This window comes from Sarcina ventriculi (assembly GCF_900456775.1).
GTDB lineage: Bacteria > Bacillota > Clostridia > Clostridiales > Clostridiaceae > Sarcina > Sarcina ventriculi.
Map to the genome: position 1 here is coordinate 40609 of NZ_UAUL01000010.1, position 18024 is coordinate 58632.

Below are 18024 nucleotides of genomic sequence, written 5' to 3' on the forward strand. Positions count from 1 at the left end.
GGAAGTTAATATGGAAGAAAATAAAGTGATGGCTTTTAGAGATGAAGATGGAAATAAAATAGAATTTGAAGTTGTAGCAAAAATATTTTTAAATGAGGATACAAAATATGAAAAGGAATATATAATATTATCGCCTCTTGAGGGAGAAAAAAATGAAGATGATGCATTTATATTTAGAGTAGATACTGTTTTAGAGAAAATAGAATATAACCTTGTAGAGGATGATAATGAATTTAATGAGGTTAGAAAAAAATATAAGGAACTATTATATAATGAATAAAAGTTAGGGAGATAATATTTATGGATAAAATAAAGATTTTAAATTATTTAAAAGATTCAGAATTAGAAATTATTAAAAATGTGAATTATGAAAATGCCTTAGTTGTTAAAGTAATTTATAAATTTGATGATGTGGAAATAAATGCAGCTAAATGTTATGCAAATGAAGAAACGGATTTTGAAGAAGATAGTATAGGATGGATTAATGAGGGCGTAATTCCTTATTTAAATGATATTGCACAAGACTCAGTAGAGGAAATAATGGAAGATTTGGTTTCAGATTTAGATGTGGAAGTTGAATTTGTTGCAAGAGAAATAGATGAAGACAATTATGGGTATAGGGAGTTTTTATTAGCCATAGCTTGCGAGGATGATGATTTAGATATTGATAAAATAATGTATGATTTAAATATATAAAATTTATAAAAAAATTAAAAATTTATTGATTTTAAATTATATTGTGCTATAATTAAGTCATAAATTAATTATCCTAAGATGTACGCGAAGCCTATATTTTTAACCTACATTATATTTTCGGGATTTGCAAAAAATTCAAGCTAATAGGACTTCAACCTTTTGGTATTATCTTTTAGATAACAGAAGATTATTAGTAAAAGTTGAGTAAAACCCACCTGCGAGACGCAGGTATAAAGCTATAGGTGTGACGGCATAATGGGAGATTTGATATTTTGGTTTTAATAGACCTAGTTTTTACTAGGTCTATTTTTGTAAGGTTTTATGGCATAATTTTTATGTATAATATTAAATATAAGCATGAATAAATGTTTAATAATTATTGTTAAAAAGATGTATTTTTATAAATTATTTTAAAAGGAGATAAAATAAATGAATATAGATGAATTGGTAAGCAGAATCAATGAATTAAGTAAAAAAAGTAAGGAAATTGGTTTAACAGATGAAGAAAAAAAGGAACAGCAAGTTTTAAGAAGAGATTATATAGACAGATTTAAAAATAATTTAAGGGCTCAATTAGAGACAATAAAAATAAATAATAAAAAAGACAGTATTATAAGCAAAAAATAACATTAGTTTAAAGGGTGATAAAATTGAGCGTAACTATAGAAAAGCTTATCAAAGATTTTAACTTAGAGGTTTTAATAAAAGGACAAGAGAATGTGCCTATTAGTGTAAATGATATAAATAGACCAGGACTTCAACTTGCTGGATTTTATAATTATTTTGCTCCAGAAAGAATTCAAGTAATTGGAAAAGCTGAATGGAGTTTTATAGAAGATATGGGTCAAGATATTAGAAAGAAAAGACTAAATAAGTTTTTTTCTTTTGATATATCATGTATGATAGTGACTAGGGATTTAGAAATACAAGAAGAAGTTTTAAAAGCTGTTAAAAAAAATAAAACATGGATTTTAAGAACAGATATGATAACTACGAAATTTATAAGTAAGTTAACTATGTACTTAGCAGATCAAATGGCACCAGAAACTAGGCTTCATGGCGTTTTAGTTGATGTATATGGTATAGGTATGTTGATAACTGGGGAAAGTGGAATAGGGAAAAGTGAAACTGCTTTGGAGCTTATAAAAAGGGGACATAGGCTTGTTTCAGATGATGCGGTAGATATTAAAGAATTAGATGGAGAGCTTATGGGGACATCTCCTAGGATAACTTTTGGAATGTTGGAAGTTAGAGGTATGGGAATAATAGATGTAGCAGCTCTTTATGGTTTGAGTTCTATACTTGCTACTAAAGAAATTAAAATAGTAATACATTTCGAACATTGGAAAGATGATGGAGATTATGATAGATTAGGAATAAATAATGAATATCTAGAAATATTAGGTGTCAATATTAAAAAACTGAGAGTTCCAGTAAGACCAGGAAGAAACATAGCTGTTATTATAGAGGCAGCTGCTGCAAATTATAGATACAATTTAATGTCTAATACAACTCCTGTAGAAATTATAGAAAAAAGAATGATGGAACTTGAGGAAGAATAAAATTTGTTTAATATGAAAAAAATATGACCATATCAAAAGTTAGGTGATAAGATATGGTTATATTTAATATCGATGATGGATTTAAGATAGAAAATAATTGGAAAAAAAATACTTTTAAATGTTGGATTGTTGCAGAATCGGCAGAAATAAAAAATATTCCATATTCATTTAGTACAGAATGCATTAAAGAATGTTTAGATTATAATCAACAACAAAGAATAGATTATTATAATAATTATATATTTATATTAATAGGAATATTAGAACAACAAAATAAACAAATAAAATCAAAAGAGATGAATATATTTTTAGGAAAAGATTTTATAATAACAGTTTATAAAAGCCCTATAAAAATTTTAGAAGAACTTATAAGAGATATAAAAGAGGATAAGAATTGTCATCTGTTAAAAGAAATAAGGGAACCTTCTATAATACTTTACTATATTTTAGATAGAATTATAGTAAAAAATTATAATATAATATCAGAACTTGAAACTAGAGGTGATAAAATAGAACTTGATATTTTAAAAGAACCTCACAAGGAACAATTAAATGCATTGTTGTTTATTAGAAGGGAAACATATAAGCTTCGAAAACTTTTAAAACCATTAAGATATATAGGTGATGTTATTTTGCTTAATGAAAACGGTGTTATAAGCGAAGAAGCAATAATATTTTTTAGAGCTATAAGCAAGAAATTAGAGAAGCTTATGATATCTTTAGATAATTTATCTCAAGAATTAGCTTTAGTTAGAGAGGCTTATGAATCTGAAATAGCTAATAAAACAAATGAACTTATGAAGGTCTTTACCATAATTACAGCAATATTTCTACCACTTGAGCTTATAACAGCTATTTTTTCTATGAATTTTAGTTATATGCCGTTTAAGGAATATGTAGCTGGGTTTTATGCAATAATATTGTTGTTAACATGTGTAACAATAATATTATTAGTTATATTTAAGCATAAAAGAATACTTTGACAATATGATAGTTCTATTATAAAATTAATTTAATTAATACTGGGGAGGCTAAATGCATGTTAAAAGAAATAGAAAAAAGAATAGTTTGTGCATGGGAAAAATATTCAGATGCAGATAAAAAAGAAGTATTTGATTTTTCAAATAGATATAAAGATTTTATATCAAAAGCTAAAACAGAAAGAGAATGCGTTGTAAAACTTATAGAAATAGCTAAGTCTAATGGGTATAAAGATTTAGATGAAATAATAAAAAAAGGTGAAAAAATAAAGGTTGGAGATAGATTATATTCAACTAATAAAGGAAAAAGTCTAGCTATGTTTATAATAGGAGATGAACCTTTAGAAAATGGATTAAGGATAGTTGGATCACATATTGATGCTCCTAGAATAGATTTGAAAGCGAATCCATTATATGAAGATTCAAATCTTGCGATGATAGAAACTCATTATTATGGAGGTATTAAAAAATATCAATGGGTGGCTCTTCCACTAGCAATTCATGGAGTTATAATTAAAAAAGATGGTTCTTTAATAAATATCTCTATAGGAGAAGATGATGAAGATCCAGTTGTTGGAATATCAGACCTTCTAATTCACTTATCATCTGATCAATTAGGTAAAAAAGCTTCAGTAGTTATAGAAGGAGAAGATTTAAATCTTTTAGTTGGAAGTATTCCAGTTAATGATGAAGGTGCTAAAGAAAAGGTAAAGGAAAATATTTTAGCTCTTTTAAAAGAAAAATATGATATAGAGGAAGAGGATTTTGTATCATCAGAACTTGAAATAGTGCCAGCTGGAAAAGCTAGAGATTATGGCTTAGACAGAAGTATGGTTATGGGATATGGTCATGATGATAGAATATGTGCGTATACTTCTTTTGAAGCAATGCTAAGCGTTAAAAATACTAATAAGACTTGTGTAGGATTATTTGTAGATAAAGAAGAAATTGGTAGCGTAGGAGCTACTGGTATGACTTCAAGATATTTTGAAAATATTTTAGCAGAAGTTATGGATAGATTAGGAGATTATTCAGAACTTAAGCTAAGAAGAGCATTAGCTAATTCTAAATTTTTATCAGCTGATGTAACTGTTGCATATGATCCAAATTTCCCATCAGTAGTTGAAAAGAAAAATACTGCTTTTTTAGGAAATGGTGTTGTGTTTAGTAAATATACAGGAGCGAGAGGAAAGTCAGGATGCAATGACGCTAATCCAGAATTTATAGCACATTTAAGAAATATTATGGATAAAAATAATGTAACTTGGCAAACCGGAGAACTTGGAAAAGTTGATCAAGGAGGCGGTGGAACTATCGCTTACATCTTAGCTCAATATAATATGGAAGTTATAGATTGTGGTGTAGCTCTTCAAAATATGCATGCTCCATATGAAGTTGCTTCAAAAGCTGATATATATGAAACTATGAGATGTTATAAAGTATTTTATGAAGAAGCTTAAAAATAAAGAGTATTATCTTTTGATAATACTCTTTATTTTTGTTATAAAAGTAAAAAAATCATAAAAAAATAAATGAAAATATTAATATATTAATAATAAAAAATTAAAATAATAATAAAATATGAACTTAATAAATTTCTTATTGATTGTAAAATGATTTAGGTATAAGATAATATGTGAGTAAAAGGAGGGGATTTTATGAAATTTAAACCATCAGGAGTCTGTGCAAAAGAAATGAGTTTTGATATAATTGATAACAAGATTAAAAACTTGAATTTTGTAAATGGATGTCCAGGAAATTTAATTGGTTTATCAAAGCTCATAGATGGTATGGACATAGATGAAGTAATTGAAAAATTAAGAGGCGTTGATTGTAGAGGAAAGGGAACATCCTGTCCAGATCAGTTGAGTAAAGCATTAGAAGAATGGAAAAAGGCTAACCTTTAGTAGTAAATGGTAAGTAATCAAAAGATTAAGTGCTATATGTTGGTTGTAAAATTACATTACAAATATATTTTATTATAAGTAATAAAATAGTTTAAATAATGTAAAATAAAGTAGAGTTAAGGGGGTGAGTTTAAATATAGCATTAAAATGAAAAAATAATAATAAATAGGGAAGGTTGAAAAAATGATATATTTTATTATAGCTGTTGTGCTTCTTTTAGTAAGTTTTGTATTAGCAAAAATAAAACCGGAATATAGAAGATTACTAATAATAATAAGTAGCGTAATAACTATTACTTATATAGTTTGGAGATTTACAACAGTTCCATCAAATTCAGTGTTAAATTTTGCACTGGGAGCGATATTATTAATTTCTGAGCTTATAGGTGTATCACAATTTTTTATATTTGAATACTTATTTACTAAAAATTACAAATTAAAACAAAGAACCTTATCTGATTTTGCAGAGGATAAGATTCCAGAAGTGGATGTTCTTATATGTACATATAATGAACCATTAAAATTAGTTGAAAAAACAATGTTAGCAGCTACTCAAATGAACTATGTTAAGGGTAAGCTTAATGTATATGTTTGTGATGATGGTAAACGAGATGAATTAAAAAGATTATGTGGTAAATATAACATAGGCTATATAACAAGAGAAGGTAATGAAGGTGCTAAGGCAGGAAATATCAATAATGCTTTAAAAGTTATAAAGGGTGATTTATTTGCAGTATTAGATGCAGATATGATTCCAACAAAGAATTTCTTAGAGAGAACTATTGGATATTTCTCAGAAGAAAATGTAGCATTTGTACAAACTCCTCAAGTTTATTATAACCAAGATATGTATCAATATAATCTTAGAAAGAAAGTTCCAAATGAACAAGATTTCTTTATGAGAGATATACAATCTGCAAGAGCGTCTATAAATGCTGTTTTACATATAGGAACTAATGCAGTATTTAGAAAAAAATATGTTGATGAATAGGGGGTTATCCTACAACATCAATAACAGAAGATATGGCTGTTGGTATGCTTTTACAAGATAGAGGATATAAAACAGTATTTATAAATGAAGAACTTGTTTATGGATTAAGTGCTACAACTTTTGAGGATTTAGTAAAACAAAGGGATCGTTGGTGTAGAGGAAATCTTCAAGTAATGAAAGGTTTTAACCCTTTAGTTAGAAAAGGTCTTACAGCATCACAAAAGTTAGCTTATTGGGATGGAGTTTTATATTGGTTTTCTAGTTTGCAAAAGATGGTATATATTATAGCTCCGATTTTATATTTGACTTTTGGAGTTTTAATTTTAAATACCACTTTAGAAAACTTATTGGAAATGTTTATTCCGTTTTTCCTTGGGCAAATATTAGTTTTTGCTGCATTATCTCCAAGAACAAGGAGTTTAAAATGGTCTCATATATATGAGGTATCAATGGCACCGCATATATCATTATCAGTAATTAGAGAAATGCTTAAGTTTAAAATAGGATTTAATGTTACACCAAAGGATGGTTTGAGTAAAAAACCATATTTTCAACTTGGAGTAGCTATGCCACATATAGTACTTGCAATATTATCAGTGATCTCTTGGTCAATTGGAACTTATTGTTTAGTAGAGAGATATATTGGAATAGGTCCTTACTTAATAAATATGGCTTGGAGTTTATATAATTTTATGGCTATTATAACTTGTATAAAGGTTGCTTATCAAAAGCCAATATTTAGAGTTTCAGAAAGAATAGCATTGAAAACACCTATGAAGACTGAATTTGGAATAAATGGTTGTGAACTTGGTCAATGTGAAGTTATAAATATATCAGATGAAGGCGTTGGCATAAGTCTAGCAACAAACAAATCAGTTAAAAAAGATAAAGTTAGTCTAAGAAAAACAAAATTAGAAATTGGACAAGATATATTTGTAAATTTACATGACGCTAACAATAAAGATTCTTTTGTAAAAGGTGTAATAACTAGAATAGATAAAGATTTAGTGGGTGTTAAATTTAAAGAATTAACATGTGATGAAAGAAAAAATATAGTAAGTATTTATGCAGATAATTTAAAAGCATATCACGATACTAGAAAAGTTCAAAAATATATAATAGAAAAGAAAACTGTAGATATTCCTGAAATTGGGACAACTATATCTAAAGGCTAAAAAATAAAAATTGCATTATAATAGTTTAATTCAATTATAAATAAAATATTTTATTTAAAAATATTGGAATAAATTATTATAAATGCAGTTTTTTTTATGCGCATAATTGAAAAATAAAGCTACTATCATATTGTAATAGGGCTATAATCCTATTATAATATTAATTAAGCAATTAATATAATTGTTAAATATAAAGAAAGGAGAAATATCTAAATTAGAGGGGGAAATAAATGATATACTTTATTATATACTTTATTATTGCTATGTGTATCTTAACAGTAAGTTTCATATTAGCAAAAGTAAAACCTGACTTTAAAAAGGTGCTACTAATAGTCAGTATTATAGTATGCGTAACTTATATAGTTTGGAGATTTACAACTGTTCCTAATAATTCTATTTTAAGTTTTGTTTTAGGAATTATATTAATTATTGCAGAGATTATTGGAATGCTTCAATTTTTCAATTTCCAATATCTTTTCACTAAAAAATATGTTGTTGAAAGAAAAACATTGGCAGACTTTAAAGAAGGTGAAATACCAAATGTTGATATTCTTATATGTACGTATAATGAACCTTTAAAATTAGTAGAGAAAACATTAATAGCAGCATTAAAAATGAACTATGTAAAAGGAAAATTAAAAGTTTATGTTTGTGATGATGGTAAGCGTGATAGTATGAAAGCGCTATGCCAAAGATATGGTGCTGGATATATTACAAGAGAAGGTAATGAAGGAGCTAAAGCTGGTAATATAAACAATGCTTTAAAAATAATAAAAGGTGATTTATTTGCAGTATTAGATGCAGATATGATTCCTAAGAAAAACTTCCTAGAGAGAACAGTTGGATATTTTTCAAAGGAAAAATTAGCTTTTGTTCAAATACCTCAGGTTTATTATAATCAAGATATGTATCAATATAACTTAGACAAGCATATACCAAATGAACAAGATTTCTTCATGAGGGATATACAAGCAGCAAGAGCTTCAATAAATGCAGTTTTACATATAGGAACTAATGCTATATTTAGAAAAAAATATGTAGACCAAATTGGAGGATATCCAACATGTTCTATAACTGAAGATATGGCTGTAGGAATGATGCTTCAAGAGGAAGGGTATGAAACCTTGTTTATAAATGAAGAACTTGTTTATGGATTAAGCGCTACAACATATGCAGATCTTGTAAAGCAAAGAGATCGTTGGTGCAGAGGAAATCTTCAAGTAATAAGAGAATTTAATCCGTTATTTAGAAAGAAATTAACTTTGCCTCAAAAAATAGCTTACATAGATGGAGTCATATATTGGTTTTCAAGTATTCAAAAAATGGTATATATGCTTTGGCCTATGGCGTATCTTATGTTTGGTGTACTTGTTTTAAGAGCGACTGTATTAAATCTTTTAACAGTATTTATTCCATTTTATTTAGGTCAGATATTAGTTTTTAAAATACTATCTCCTGGAAATAGAAGTATAAGATGGTCTCATATATATGAAGTTGCAATGGCACCTCATATATCATTATCTGTTATAAGAGAATTGTTTGGATTAAAAACTAAATTTAATGTAACTCCTAAAGATATATCAAATGATAAGGCATACTATCAATTAAAAGTTACATTACCTCACATAGTACTTGTAATTCTTTCTGTTTTATCATGGTGTATAGGAACATATTACATACTACATGGTATGATAAACATCGAAGGATATGTTATAAATATTGCGTGGGGAATATATAATGTTTATGGTCTTTTAGTATGTATAAGAGTAGCATATCAAAAACCTGTATATAGAGCTACAGAACGTGTTGATTTAAAAGTACCTATGAAGTCAAGATTTAAAATACAAAATGATGGTTTTGTTGCATGTAGGATATTAAATATATCTGATGAAGGAGTTGGAATAGACCTTTATAAAGAAGATAATGCAAAAAACAAAACTATAGAAAAAGTAACAAATAGTATACTAAAAGTAGGCGAAAAATTAGAAATGAATATATCAGAATTTGGACATGATGTATTTATTAAAGGAACTGTTGCTCGAATAAAAAATGGAATAATTGGTGTAAAATTTGATGATTTAACACCAGAGGAGAAAATAAATATAATGAAAATTTATGTCGAAAATTTAAAGGCTTATCATACAGTTAATAGAAGACAAGCATATACTGATAAATTAACAGACACAGAAGCAGATGTTTTTATATACGGAGCTTAATATAATTTAATTATATTTATTTCTTAAATAAGAACCACTAAAGATAAAAAAAATTATAATAGTGGTTCTTATTTTTTTTTATTATATTAATTATAATCTTAATATATAAAAAATGTATTGTAATATCAAAACATATTTATTTAATTTTTTATGCTAATAATTGTATTTTATGGAGGAATAGAAATGGAGAATTTAACAATTAGTAGCAATACTAAGATTATAATAGGGCGAGAGAGTGAACTTTTAGTTGGTGAAGAAATAAAAAAGTATAGTAATAAAATTCTTTTGCATTATGGCGGAGGAAGCATTAAAAAAATAGGACTTTATGAAAAAGTAGTAAAATCTTTAAAAATGAATAATATAGAATTTATAGAGTTATCTGGAGTTATGCCTAATCCTAGGGTATCATTAGTTAGAGAAGGCATAAAAATATGTAAGGAAAATGATATAAGTTTTATTTTAGCAATAGGTGGAGGAAGTGTAATAGATTCAGCTAAAGCAATAGCGATAGGTGTAAATAATGATGAAGATATATGGGATATATTTAGAAATGGTAAAATAAAAAGAGATGGATTGCCTCTTGGAGTAATTTTAACAATTGCAGGTTCAGGGAGCGAAACAAGTGAAGCTCTTGTAATTAACAATGAAGAAAATAAGGAAAAGAGACTTCTTCGTCATAAATCAATAGCACCAAAGTTTTCTATTTTAAATCCAGAATTGACATTTACAGTACCAATGTATCAGACACAATGCGGTGTAGCTGATTTAATAGCTCATATATTAGAGATTTATTTTACTCCAAATGCACGAGCTGATCTTGCGGACAGGCTTTGTGAAAGCACAATAAAATCTCTTATAGATAATGGTGAAAAATTATTAGATGATAAAGAAAATTATGATGCTAGATTGGAGATTTTACTAGGAGGTATTGCAGCTCATAGTGAACTTTTAAGTGTAGGAAGAAAAGGAGATTTTGCTACACATACTATAGAACATGAGTTAAGTGGCTTGTATGATATAACCCATGGCGCAGGTATTAGTATAATACTTCCAGCTTGGATGAAATATGTTTATAAAGTGGATATAAATAGGTTTGTTCAATTAGCTAATAGAGTTTGGAATATAGATATAAATTATGACAATTTAGAGGAAACTGCATTAAGAGGAATAGAAGCATTAAAAGATTTTTATAAAAAAATTGGTCTTCCAACAAGTTTAAAAGAAGTTTATATAGATAGTTCTAACTTTGAATATATGGCAAAAAGAGCAACTAAGAATGGTTTATGTGGTAATTTTGTAAAATTAAATAAAAATGATATAATAAACATATATAATCTTGCATTATAAAAAAGCTATGAAAAATATTTTTCATAGCTTTTTTATTTATTTCTAAGATAATATTGTTTTTAATATTATGTAAATTTTAATTTTAATTTAATAGGTAAAAAATGATTAAATATAATAAAAATTCATTAAAAATAAAAATTTACAAAATATTAATAAAAAAATAAAAACTAAATTTATTAATAAATTATGAATGCTTGAAACATAGCTATAAAGGCGAAAGAGCGATATTATATTATGAAAAGAAAAAGTAAAAAATAGGTATTTTTTATAAAAAAATATAAAAAAACATAAATTTATGGTACAGATTATTTTACAAAAAAGAATTAAGATGGTAAAATTTATATATAATAAGTATTTAAGGAGGAAAATAAATGAAAAAAGGAATATTATGTAAGGTAGTTTTATCAGGGCTTCTGATAGGTCAAATGAACTTATTTAATACACAAGTTGCATTTGCCTCGGAAGATACTACTAATGAGATTGAAAGCACAAATAGTAACTCAAGGTCAGTGAAAGTAGCATACATAAAAACAAATGGTGCTAACTTAAATGTAAGAAAGAGTGCGAGTACTAATTCTAGCATATTGGGAAGCTTAAAAAATGGATCACAAGTTACAATAGTGGAAACATTAAATGGATGGTATAAAATAAATTACGGATCAAGTTATGGATATATAAGCAGTAGTTATGTGAGCTTTAATGGACAATCATCAGCTACAGTAGGCTATGTAAAAACAAGTGGCTCAAATTTAAATGTAAGAAAAAATGCAACAACGAATTCTGGTATTTTAGGAACATTATCAAATGGAGCACAAGTAGAGATTGTAGAAACATTAAGTGGATGGTATAAAATTAAATATGGTAATAGTTATGGATACGTAAGTAGTTCCTATATATCAATGACTCAAAGTTCTGGAAATAATAGTGCGGTAGGTAATCAAACGGCATATATAAAAACAAATGGATCAAGTTTAAATGTAAGAAAAAGTGCGAGTACAAGTTCAACTATTTTAGGAAGTTTATCAAATGGATCTCAGATAAATATAGTGGAGACATTAAGTGGATGGTATAAAATTAAATATGGAAGTGGATATGGATATGTAAGCAGTTCTTATGTGACATTTACAAAACCTACAACATCATCTGCAGATATTAATACATCAAAAGTAGGATATGTTTTAGCTGATTTTACACATAGTGCATATTATAATAACGGTAGTAGTTGGGGACAATGCGTATGGTATGTTAAGGGACGAGCTAAAGAAAAATTAGGACATAGTGTATGGTCAATAACAGGAAATGCTAATCAATGGTATAGTGCAGCAGTAAGGAAAGGTGCACCTACAAGTAGCAATGTAAACGATGTTAGAAGTAATTCTATACTTTGTAGAAATGGTGGAAGTACAGGATATGGGCATTTAGTTTATATAGAATATGTAGATAACAGTTCACCAGAAAAATGGATTTATTATACTGAATCTAATGTAGGTGGAACAAATGGAGCTCTTAAAAAGTTATCCTTTAATGATTTTAAGAGCAAAGTTGCGACAGGAAATTTTCAAGGATATATATATTTACAATAATAACCCAAAAAGACTTTACAATAAAATTGTAAAGTCTTTTTTAGTGCCATATATTTGTCATGGAGTTAAATTAAAATAATATATACGTAATAAAGTTTAAATTTATGAAAGGAAAATCTCATTATGGGAAAAAAAGAAAAACAAAGAAAATTAAGGGTGGATAAAAAAATACAGAAAAATAATAAATTATTGTATATTATAGGTTTGATAATTGTTTGTATAGCATTGTTTTTTAGTGTAAATTATTATCTATCTAGAAATTATGTATATAATATTCCTTTTACCAATTTAGATGTTAATGGAAATAATCCTATAATAAATGCTAATTTAAATAATGTAGGAAATGTATACTATGTGAATAATAATAAGTTAGAAAAAATAGATGATAATAACAAGATAGAGGCTTTAAAAAATTCTATTACAGCACAATGTACTAGAGAGTATATATCATTATCTGCTGGATATCCTAGAATAGTTAGGAATTATATAATATATCCTTATAGATCCACACAAAATAGTAATTTAACTAAAAACTCAAATGAAGATAGTTCAAATAATAATACTTCTGTAGTTTATAGTTTGGAAGGAAATGTGAATAACAATTCTTTTAAAGGAGAAGTTACGACATTAAATTCAAATACTGGGGAAGGACAAATAGAATATACTATATCACAAAATAATCAAAAAGATAATTATATAAATGTTTATATAAATAATAATGATATAACTTTAGCTCCATCAAATATTAAAGAGAGCAATGCTTCATTTAATGTTAATTTATCTCAAGGAACTTATAAAATAGATTATAATTTTGGCAATGTTGAAAATGCGGAGAAAGTATTAAATGGCATATATAATTATGTAATTTATGGTAATTTAAATAATCAATAAAATAATAGGAAGTAAATATTATTTACTTCCTTAAATATATTTAATTTAACTGTATAGTTTTTTAATGAAGCGTTGAATTGTATAAATATAATTATCTATGTCATATTCCTAAAAACTTTTATCATATCTAAAATACCAAAGCCCCATTGTGGGTTTGGATAAACATCACCAGAACGTTTTCTAGTTCCTCCTGTCAAATAGTATTTTATACTTTGAGAATATATATTTGGGTCGTTTCCATTTATTATTCCCCATTCAAGTAAAAGTGCACAAGCACCAGCTACAACAGCTGCAGAAACACTCGTTCCATTTACTGTAGATATAGTAGTGCTATTAGCTCCTATGGTTTGTACATTAACTCCACCGGCTGCTAAATCTACTACGTTTATTATATTGTTTAATGAAGCAGTACCAGAACTTATTACAATATTATCATTATTTTGATTATAACAAGCCACAGTAATTATATATCTTGATGTGCCAGGGCTTGTAACTGTATTATAAGGAATTGAAGAAAGAAATTGCGTGTTTCCCACAGTAATACCTTCTTGTGGAATCCATACGTTGAAAACTCCATTTAATGTATAATCAGCATTTAATTTAAAAGTCCATGTACCAGATTGAATATTATCTAAAAATACAGTGATAAGTTCATCGCCGCTTAATTGCTCTGGAATAGAATAGCTTATTTTAGCAGTGGTTTGTTCAAAGATAAATGTGTTAGTATCTTGGCTATTTAAAGTACTAGGAATAACTCCAGTGCTTTCGCCAGATGGAGAAAGCATGCTTAAAGATACTTTATGGGGTTCGCTAATCCAAAATTCCAATAATAGATTTTTTTGTTCAGGAGAAATATATAGTTGAACAATATTAAAATCACCAGGATTAGATAGCATTCCTGATGTGTGATAACCTTTGTTAGCTTGATTTCCAGAACCTGTAACCATGACTATACCTCTATTTATAGATAAAGTATCAATAATATCTTCTAATATTCCTTCACCATTATGATTCCCTAAATTAGAACCTAGAGGAATATATACAACCATAGGAGCATTAATATTTAATGCATAATTAACTAGGTATGTTATTGCTGAGGATATAGATGTTAAGTCAAAAATAGGAAAATTTTCTTTTATTTTCAAGGGGGGATTTATATAAGGTGCAAGTTTAACTACTGCAAATTCACAATTAGGTGCAGCACCTTGTAAGTTTGGATTTATTCCAGTTGCGCCAATAACACCAGCCATGGATGTGCCATGTCCTATTGTATCTTTACTATTTACTATATCATAAGGATTTCCACCAGATTTACTAACGTTTATAGCATCAGTTATTTGCTCTTTGGTATATTCTACTCCAAAAGGTACGTTCTGATTAGTTTTATCTGTTGGAAGTGTTTGATCCCATATTCTATGAATTCTTGTTTCACCATTTTTAAACATAAATTCAGGATTTAAATAATCAATGCCTGTGTCAACTAAGCCAACTAAAACTCCATTTCCAAATAAAGATAATGGATTGTCAAGGTGTAAAAGATTAATGTTAGCAGCAGTCATAACAGTGAGAGTTTCGAGAGTGTAAATATAGCCTCTTTTTATAAAAATAATTGCAGGGATATCTTTTTGTATATTATCTATAGAATTATTAACAGGAATTGAAACTATAGCATATTTATCATCAATAATGATTGCATAAATGTAGGGATTTTTTATTGATTGTGAAATTATATCTCCTTGATATTGTGCTACATAGTGTTTATACATAGGATTTATAAATAAATCGTTTGGTGCAGAAGGATCAGCTTTCATAAATATCATCTCCTAATTCTTTTGGAATTCTTATAAATAAATTTTTATTAAAATATTCTATATAATCAGAAAAGATAGCATATCCTCTGTTGCCACTTATAAAATTGAAAGTGCCTTCTAAATCGAGTTTTCCCCAACCCCATTCTTTATTGGGATAAGAGTCTATGCTTCTTTTAGATGTTCCATATAATAAATAACATTTAGCTTTAATAGCATTCATCGATATATCATTTTTATCAATTATTCCCCACTGGAAGAGCAAAGCTATAGCTCCTGCAACAACAGCAGTAGCACAACTTGAGCCAGAAACAAAAACTGTTTTCCCTCCAGGAGATGTAGCTTTTAAATTAATTCCAGGTGCTGTTAAATCTGGTTTTATAATATTTTCTAAAGTAAAACCTTTTCCACTTTCAGAAACGATAGTATTTAAGGTTTGGTCATAATAAGATGTTGCTAAAGCATTTCTAGTAGCTGATGGAATAGTAAAAGTAACATAAGGATCTGGATTTAAAAACTGTGTTCCATCTGGCAAAGTTTCCTTTGGTGGTAACCATATATCATATCTAAAAGAGTCATCATGTTGTGATTTTAGTTGAATTGTCCATATGCCAGGTTTTATATCAGAAAATTCTAATACTATCATTTGATTACCAGTAACGGCTTCTGGTGTGAAAATTGAAACATCTAAAGTAGTGTTTTCTTTTACGTATTTAATAGTTCTATATACACAAATTTTAGGTATTATAAATTGTGAGTTTTGACCAGATGGAGAAATGATGTTTATAGCAGCTTTACCAGGTTTACGACACCATACTCTAAACGTTAAGTGTTTCATTTCTCGCGGAATTGAAAGTTCAGAGGACTTGGTTTCTCCCATATTGTTTAAAATAGCAGAAGTATGTCCATTAGCTGAACCTTGATTTCCAAATCCACAGATAATAGCAGTCGACCTATTAGAAGCAAGACTATTTAAGTATCTTGTAAAGATAATATTACCATCATGGCTTTCTTCGGTGCTACCAGTAGATAATATTATAACAACAGGTCTATTTTTAGAAATAGCTGTTCTTGAAATAAACTCTATTCCAGCCATTATTTCTGATGAAGTGTATGTTAGTACATTACGTATTCCATTTTCTAAATGTGTCTTAGTGAAATTGGGAGAGGGAGATAATTTAACAACTACAAATTCACAGTCATTTGCTACACCTTCAATAGATTTGTCATAGCCTCTAGCACCAGCAATTGATGCTACATAAGTTCCGTGACCATTTTCATCTTTACTAGGAACAATAGAGTATGGGTCTCCTCCTTGTTTAGAAAGAACTATTGCTTTATTTATATCATCATTTGTATAAGTTGTACCAAGATATACACCTTTTTCAGGATTAGTAGGTAAAGTTTGATCCCAAATGGCTATAATTCTAGTTGTATCATCTTCTTTTATAAATTCCTTATTTAAATAATCAATACCAGTATCGACTATTCCAATTAAAACATCACGCCCTGTTAAAGAAAGATAAGGATTTATCTTTATATTAGATATATTTGAAGCATCTAAATAGGAAATTTGTTGCAAAACATGCATGGTTCTAAAATTTATAGATATTATAGCAGGAATGTCTTTTCTAGCTCTTGCTAAATCAGATGGCTTAATTGCGATGATAGCATATTGTCTATTTAAAATAGCAGCACAAAGATATTCATATTTAGATACTTGTTCTAAAATATTTCCCCTATATTCAACAACAAAATGTTGGTAATCAGGATTTGCGTACATATTTGTACAATTCTTTACTGGTGCATCCTGAGACGGAGACGACTGATCAGTAGATGGTATCTGTGTAGATTGTTCAGAGGTTTGTTGTGGTATTTTGGGAGAATCTTGAGTTTGTGTAATTTCAGACATAAAAAAACTCCTTTTAGTAATTCATATTTAATAATATGATAAAAGGAGTAAAGATATTTGATATTAATTAATATAGTTATTGTTAGATGGAATTATAAGAACTTAAAAATTTTTGAAAATCATCATATTCTAGAGTCATTGAGCCTAAGATTCCATGTTTTTTATCGTTAAAGCTGTGAAAATCTGATCCGCAAGATATTAAAAGATTATTGTATCTTGCGTAAGATACAAATTTATCAGTTTCATATTTAAAATTTTGAGAATAGATAGCTTCGATTCCATCAAAAGGAAATTTCAAAACATCATTAATTAAATTTTGTTTAATAAGTTTTGGATGTGCTAAAAAAACTAAAGCGTTATGTTTTTTTAAAAATTCTATACCAAAACTTAAGGATATTAATTTATTAGGTATATAAGCTGGACTAGAATCACTTAAAAATTTTTTAAATATCTCATCTATGGTATAGTTATATCCCGAGTCGATAATAGCTTTTGCAATATGTGGTCTAGCAATAATACCTTTATTAGATGATAAAATTTTATTATAATCTATGGATATATTAAAATATTTTTCTAAATTAAATATAATTTGTTTTGCTCGTTGTATTCTATGTTCCTTTAAATTTTTTAAAAAGTTTTGAAAATCTAAATTTTTATAAGATTCATCTTTAAAATATCCTAAAATATGTATACTAGAACCTTTATAGTTACAGCTAAGTTCGATTCCAGGAATAAATTTTAGGTTGATTTCTTTAGCGGCTTTACAAGCCTCTTCTATACCGTCAGTTGTATCGTGGTCAGTTAAACAAAGGAGTTCTAAATTTTTATTTTTAGCATCTAAAACAATATTTTGTGGTGAAAGAATTCCATCAGATGCTGTTGAGTGACAATGCATTTCTATATTTATATTAATAATAACCACTTCCTCTTTATAAATTTTTTATAAATATTTTATCA

General features: G+C 27.6%; 16 protein-coding genes. 13 read left to right on the forward strand and 3 right to left on the reverse strand.

Annotated elements, in window-relative coordinates; translation table 11 throughout:
• Positions 1–10 precede the first annotated feature (10 nt).
• The 13 genes from DR020_RS09535 (at position 11) to DR020_RS09595 (ending at position 13347) form a co-directional block, all read left to right on the forward strand.
• On the forward strand, positions 11–280 hold the full coding sequence (locus tag DR020_RS09535) for a DUF1292 domain-containing protein (RefSeq protein WP_112365812.1): 270 nt from the start codon (positions 11–13) through the stop codon (positions 278–280).
• Between the two features lie 20 nt (positions 281–300).
• Positions 301–696, forward strand: coding sequence for a hypothetical protein (locus tag DR020_RS09540; protein WP_055257050.1), 396 nt, complete (start codon positions 301–303; stop codon positions 694–696).
• A gap of 429 nt (positions 697–1125) precedes the next feature.
• Positions 1126–1323 carry a DUF896 domain-containing protein gene (locus DR020_RS09545; RefSeq protein WP_055257049.1) on the forward strand — a complete coding sequence of 66 codons (198 nt, stop codon included), beginning with the start codon at positions 1126–1128 and terminating at the stop codon, positions 1321–1323.
• Positions 1324–1346: 23 nt separating this feature from the next.
• Positions 1347–2258: an HPr(Ser) kinase/phosphatase gene (hprK, locus tag DR020_RS09550; protein WP_055257048.1), complete on the forward strand. Its 912-nt coding sequence runs from the start codon at positions 1347–1349 to the stop codon at positions 2256–2258.
• Between the two features lie 53 nt (positions 2259–2311).
• Entirely contained in the window at positions 2312–3241 is a 930-nt protein-coding gene (locus DR020_RS09555) for a magnesium transporter CorA family protein (protein ID WP_055257047.1), read from the forward strand.
• A 56-nt stretch (positions 3242–3297) separates the two neighbouring features.
• A complete protein-coding gene (locus DR020_RS09560) occupies positions 3298–4698 on the forward strand; it encodes an aminopeptidase (RefSeq protein WP_112365813.1) in 1401 nt (466 codons plus the stop codon).
• A gap of 198 nt (positions 4699–4896) precedes the next feature.
• The gene (locus tag DR020_RS09565) at positions 4897–5145 is read left to right on the forward strand and encodes a TIGR03905 family TSCPD domain-containing protein (protein WP_055257045.1); all 249 of its coding nucleotides are present in this window, start codon (positions 4897–4899) and stop codon (positions 5143–5145) included.
• Positions 5146–5328: 183 nt separating this feature from the next.
• The gene (locus DR020_RS09570; RefSeq protein WP_112365814.1) at positions 5329–6135 is read left to right on the forward strand and encodes a glycosyltransferase; all 807 of its coding nucleotides are present in this window, start codon (positions 5329–5331) and stop codon (positions 6133–6135) included.
• Entirely contained in the window at positions 6132–7310 is a 1179-nt protein-coding gene (locus DR020_RS09575) for a glycosyltransferase family 2 protein (protein WP_321523640.1), read from the forward strand. Before DR020_RS09570 ends, DR020_RS09575 begins: the two co-directional genes overlap by 4 nt.
• Before the next feature lie 230 nt (positions 7311–7540).
• Positions 7541–9526, forward strand: a complete 1986-nt coding sequence (locus tag DR020_RS09580; RefSeq protein WP_112365816.1) for a glycosyltransferase — start codon at positions 7541–7543, stop codon at positions 9524–9526.
• A 183-nt stretch (positions 9527–9709) separates the two neighbouring features.
• Positions 9710–10873, forward strand: coding sequence for an iron-containing alcohol dehydrogenase (locus tag DR020_RS09585; RefSeq protein ID WP_058991832.1), 1164 nt, complete (start codon positions 9710–9712; stop codon positions 10871–10873).
• Between the two features lie 371 nt (positions 10874–11244).
• A complete protein-coding gene (locus DR020_RS09590) occupies positions 11245–12456 on the forward strand; it encodes an SH3 domain-containing protein (RefSeq protein ID WP_112365817.1) in 1212 nt (403 codons plus the stop codon).
• A gap of 123 nt (positions 12457–12579) precedes the next feature.
• The gene (locus tag DR020_RS09595) at positions 12580–13347 is read left to right on the forward strand and encodes a hypothetical protein (protein WP_112365818.1); all 768 of its coding nucleotides are present in this window, start codon (positions 12580–12582) and stop codon (positions 13345–13347) included.
• 95 nt (positions 13348–13442) lie between these two features.
• On the opposite strand, the gene DR020_RS09600 is transcribed toward DR020_RS09595, so the two are convergent.
• The 3 genes from DR020_RS09600 to DR020_RS09610 all read right to left on the reverse strand — a co-directional run bounded on the left by DR020_RS09600 (position 13443) and on the right by DR020_RS09610 (position 17980).
• Positions 13443–15158, reverse strand: a complete 1716-nt coding sequence (locus tag DR020_RS09600) for a S8 family peptidase (RefSeq protein WP_112365819.1) — start codon at positions 15156–15158, stop codon at positions 13443–13445.
• On the reverse strand, positions 15148–17067 hold the full coding sequence (locus tag DR020_RS09605) for a S8 family peptidase (RefSeq protein ID WP_112365820.1): 1920 nt from the start codon (positions 17065–17067) through the stop codon (positions 15148–15150). Before DR020_RS09605 ends, DR020_RS09600 begins: the two co-directional genes overlap by 11 nt.
• A gap of 82 nt (positions 17068–17149) precedes the next feature.
• Positions 17150–17980: a PHP domain-containing protein gene (locus tag DR020_RS09610; RefSeq protein WP_235865691.1), complete on the reverse strand. Its 831-nt coding sequence runs from the start codon at positions 17978–17980 to the stop codon at positions 17150–17152.
• Between the last annotated feature and the right edge of the window lie 44 nt (positions 17981–18024).

Bases quoted from the DNA above. Each gene is read 5' to 3' on its own strand.
- DR020_RS09535 (WP_112365812.1), top strand. From the start codon at position 11: ATGGAAGAAAATAAAGTGATGGCTTTTAGAGATGAAGATGGAAATAAA.
- DR020_RS09540 (WP_055257050.1), top strand. From the start codon at position 301: ATGGATAAAATAAAGATTTTAAATTATTTAAAAGATTCAGAATTAGAA.
- DR020_RS09545 (WP_055257049.1), top strand. From the start codon at position 1,126: ATGAATATAGATGAATTGGTAAGCAGAATCAATGAATTAAGTAAAAAA.
- DR020_RS09555 (WP_055257047.1), top strand. From the start codon at position 2,312: ATGGTTATATTTAATATCGATGATGGATTTAAGATAGAAAATAATTGG.
- DR020_RS09560 (WP_112365813.1), top strand. From the start codon at position 3,298: ATGTTAAAAGAAATAGAAAAAAGAATAGTTTGTGCATGGGAAAAATAT.
- DR020_RS09565 (WP_055257045.1), top strand. From the start codon at position 4,897: ATGAAATTTAAACCATCAGGAGTCTGTGCAAAAGAAATGAGTTTTGAT.
- DR020_RS09570 (WP_112365814.1), top strand. From the start codon at position 5,329: ATGATATATTTTATTATAGCTGTTGTGCTTCTTTTAGTAAGTTTTGTA.
- DR020_RS09580 (WP_112365816.1), top strand. From the start codon at position 7,541: ATGATATACTTTATTATATACTTTATTATTGCTATGTGTATCTTAACA.
- DR020_RS09585 (WP_058991832.1), top strand. From the start codon at position 9,710: ATGGAGAATTTAACAATTAGTAGCAATACTAAGATTATAATAGGGCGA.
- DR020_RS09590 (WP_112365817.1), top strand. From the start codon at position 11,245: ATGAAAAAAGGAATATTATGTAAGGTAGTTTTATCAGGGCTTCTGATA.
- DR020_RS09595 (WP_112365818.1), top strand. From the start codon at position 12,580: ATGGGAAAAAAAGAAAAACAAAGAAAATTAAGGGTGGATAAAAAAATA.
- DR020_RS09600 (WP_112365819.1), bottom strand. From the start codon at position 15,158: ATGAAAGCTGATCCTTCTGCACCAAACGATTTATTTATAAATCCTATG.
- DR020_RS09605 (WP_112365820.1), bottom strand. From the start codon at position 17,067: ATGTCTGAAATTACACAAACTCAAGATTCTCCCAAAATACCACAACAA.